2 protein-coding genes are annotated in these 3,615 nt (G+C 48.4%); both read left to right on the top strand.

Annotated elements, in window-relative coordinates; translation table 11 throughout:
• The first annotated feature begins 444 nt into the window (after positions 1-444).
• A complete protein-coding gene (locus tag PHI12_14080; protein MDD5511915.1) occupies positions 445-3,171 on the top strand; it encodes an HAD-IC family P-type ATPase in 2,727 nt (908 codons plus the stop codon).
• A gap of 242 nt (positions 3,172-3,413) precedes the next feature.
• The coding region (locus tag PHI12_14075; GenBank protein ID MDD5511914.1) for a 6-phosphofructokinase at positions 3,414-3,615 on the top strand (202 nt) is incomplete at its 3' end.

The following is a 3,615-nucleotide window of genomic DNA, read 5'->3' as shown; positions in this document are numbered from 1 at the left end:
ATTCTGGCCTGGATACTTGGTGCGCCGACTCCTTTTATTCTGGGGTGCTTTGGTCTGTTTGGCATATTTTTGCTAAGACGATTAACTGCTCCACAACCGGTAAAGGTACATTTGACGAACAGGAGGCGAGTGCTCATAAACCGCCTTCTCTTCGACTGTGACGTCGCTGACAAAGAAGTTTGGATAGCGCTCACGGATCAACAGAAATACAAAAGGTTGACTGTAAAAGAATGATTTTTGCTAAGAACCCGCTTAGAAAGTGCAATTGTCCATTACGACGATAGTATCCCCGAAATACGTCTTTCCTCATGAAAGTTCAGCCAAGCGCTAAACATAGCGATAACTCATATGGTTCTATAAGCTTTTTCCACTGCTTGTATGATAGAGTTTGGGATATTTTACTGAGCTTAGCATATATAGCTATAATAGGCTTCTGGGTAGAATATGGCAGAGAAACAGTGGTATGATATTAGCTCCAACAAGGCCTTAAAGGAACTTGGTTCATCGTATTCTGGACTAACTACGTCAGAAGTTTCGAACAGGCTGCAGCAACACGGGCCTAATGAGCTTGAGCGTAAAAAGAAGGCCCCTGCAATACTACTATTTTTGCAGCAATTCCGCAGTCCCTTAGTATACATACTACTCGCTGCAGCAATTGTCGAGTTTGTCTTGGGGAAAAACCTGGATGCCTCTGTAATTCTAGCAGTTCTGTTACTTATGGCCACGATTGGTTATGTTCAGGAAGGCAAGGCACAGAAAGCCATGGAAGCTCTAATGCAGCTGGCAGCCCCCAAAACTAAAGTCAGGCGCGATGGTAAAGTAGAAGAGATTAAGAGTAGAGAAGTGGTACCTGGCGATATTCTGATACTTGAGTCAGGTGATAAGGTACCGGCTGATGCTCGTCTAATAGAGGTAGCCAACCTCAAAATAAACGAGTCATCGCTTACCGGAGAGTCTGTATCAGTGGATAAGCATACAACTCCGATAAACGGCAAGGTTGCCGTGGCTGACCGTAAGAACATGGTGTATATGGGCACTATTATCACAAACGGCCGCGCTACTGCTGTAGTGGTATCCACAGGGATGGCCACCGAGATGGGTAAAATTGCCACGAGCCTCCAAGAAGTTAAACAAGAGAAGACCCCTCTGCAGAAGAGCATTAATACACTGGGTCACTATATCATTTACCTGGTGCTGGGCACCTGCGGCCTACTGATAGGAGTGGGGGTATGGAGAGGGCTGGAATGGTTGGAGATATTCCTGGTGGCAGTAGCAGCGGCAGTAGCAGCCATACCCGAAGGCCTCCCGGCTGTAGTCACAGTTGTCTTGGCTGCGGGTATGCGTTATATGGCTTCACGCAATGCTGTCATCCGCCGACTGGTGGCAGTTGAGACCCTGGGATCAGCCACCGTCATCTGCTCTGACAAAACGGGCACGCTCACTATGAACCAGATGACGGTAAGGAAGATCTATGTCGACGGAGAATGGGTTGAGGTCACAGGTGAAGGCTACCAAGTGGAAGGCGAGTTTCGACGTGATAATAATATCCTAGATCCTGATAAGGAAGAATCAATGATGTTGCTTCTCAAGATAGGCGCTCTCTGCAATGATGCTTTGCTTTCATCGGATAAGGAGTGCTGTAACATCATGGGTGACCCGACGGAGGGAGCATTACTAGTGGCGGCTGCAAAGGCTGGCCTGAACGAGGAAACACTGGAGGAAACATATCCCAGATTGGATGAGATCCCGTTCCAGAGCGAGCGGCGGTATATGGCTACCCTGCACCCATGGAATAAGGGCAAGGTAGTTTACGTTAAGGGGGCTCTAGAAAGATTGCTTGAGATGAGCCACAGCACCTTGAAAAATGGCAGCCCAGTGTCATTGAATAAAGCAGATAGAGAAGCAATCCTGGGGATAAGTGATGCTATGGCGAAAGATGCCCTGAGGGTCCTGGCGCTAGCTTACGCCGAACATCCTGGAGAGCTTGCCGAACTCAAAGAGGAACACATCGATGGTAAGCTGGTTTTCGTGGGTTTGGTAGGCATGTATGACCCGCCTCGCGAGGAAGCAATCGAGGCGGTAGAGCAAGCCAAAAATGCCGGCATCAAGGTGGTTATGATTACTGGAGATAACAGGCTAACTGCCGAGTCGGTGGCTCGGCAACTTAAACTACCTCCGGGAGAAACCTTCACCGGTGCTGATATCGAAAAAATGAGCGATGAAGATCTCTCGGAACGGGTGGAAAGGGTATCAGTGTTCGCCCGAGTGGAACCTGTTTTAAAGCTTAAGATTGTTAATGCTCTTAAAAAACAGGGGCACGTTATTGCCATGACCGGTGATGGTGTCAATGACGCGCCGGCGCTGAAGGCCGCTGATATCGGCATTGCCATGGGCATTACGGGTACTGATGTGGCTAAGGAAGCCTCGGATATGACGTTGGTGGATGATAACTTTGTCTCGGTAGTATCCGCGGTTGAAGAAGGCCGAGCTATCTTCAACCGATTGCGAAATGTGGCGATGTTCCTTCTTGCCACCGGTATGGGAGAACTATTTGCTCTGGTACTGGGTATTTTGTTTTTGGGTAAGGCACCTCTTATGGCACTACAGATTCTCTGGGTTAATCTGGTTACCGGCACACTTATGGCCGTTCCCCTTGGGCTTGAGCCGAAAGTGGGGGATGAATTAAATAAACCACCTCGCCACCCCAAAGTTGGGCTACTCTTCCCCGGGATGTTGCTGCGTGTCGGTTTTCTAGCGGGAATGCTCGGTATCGGTACGGTACTGGTTTTTAACTTCATGGAATCAGCAGCCGGAGTGGAGGAAGCCCGTACTGTTGCCTTTTGTAGCGTAGTTATCTTCGAGTGGATTCTTGCTCTCAATGCTCGCTCCGATGAATACACCATTTTCCAGTTGGGGGTATTCCGTAATCGCTGGATGCTGATATTCATTTCGGCTGCTATTCCCCTGCAGGTAGCGGTCGTCTATCTACCTTTCCTTCAGGCAGTATTCGGCACGGTACCGCTAGGTATCACTGGATGGGCTGTTGCCGTCATTCCGGGCGTAGCCGTATTCATCATCGAGACAGTGCGCAAAATGAAATACCCGCAGCTATTTAACCGCGGGAAATGGAAGCCAGCTGGAGGCACTAACTGGCTAGGTATCAGCAAGTGACTTCTGATATTAAAACATCTCTTAATAAGGTTTGCCTTCGTTCGGTTCTGTTGAGACCGGCAGCAGTGATTTGCCAAATTAGGTAAGGGCAGTTATGATGAACTCACAGATCGATTATTCTTAGCTTCGCACTAGCATCTATCATAAGCGGAGAGATCGCTACCAAGATTAAAAATTTCCCAGCGCTTTGCCCTAGAGCTAGCTTTTATTGATATTAGCCATTTTGTCTTGGAGGTCTAATCGTGGGAAAGCACAATAGAATCGCTATTCTTACCGGTGGGGGAGATTGCCCCGGCCTGAATGCCGTCATTCGGGCAGTTACCAAAAAAGCTATAATCGAATATGGGTTAGAGGTTATCGGCATCGAAGACGGATACGAGGGTGTTGTCCGTGGTCATAATCGGAGACTGCAATATGACGATGTCTCCGGGATTATTACCCTTG

It is taken from the genome of Dehalococcoidales bacterium (genome assembly GCA_028716225.1).
Taxonomy (GTDB): domain Bacteria; phylum Chloroflexota; class Dehalococcoidia; order Dehalococcoidales; family UBA5760; genus UBA5760.
Note: the sequence above shows the minus strand (reverse complement) of the source record. Positions and strands in the feature narration are given on the sequence as shown.

Excerpts from the sequence above, each read along its gene's own strand:
- PHI12_14080 (MDD5511915.1), top strand. The coding sequence starts at position 445 with ATGGCAGAGAAACAGTGGTATGATATTAGCTCCAACAAGGCCTTAAAG.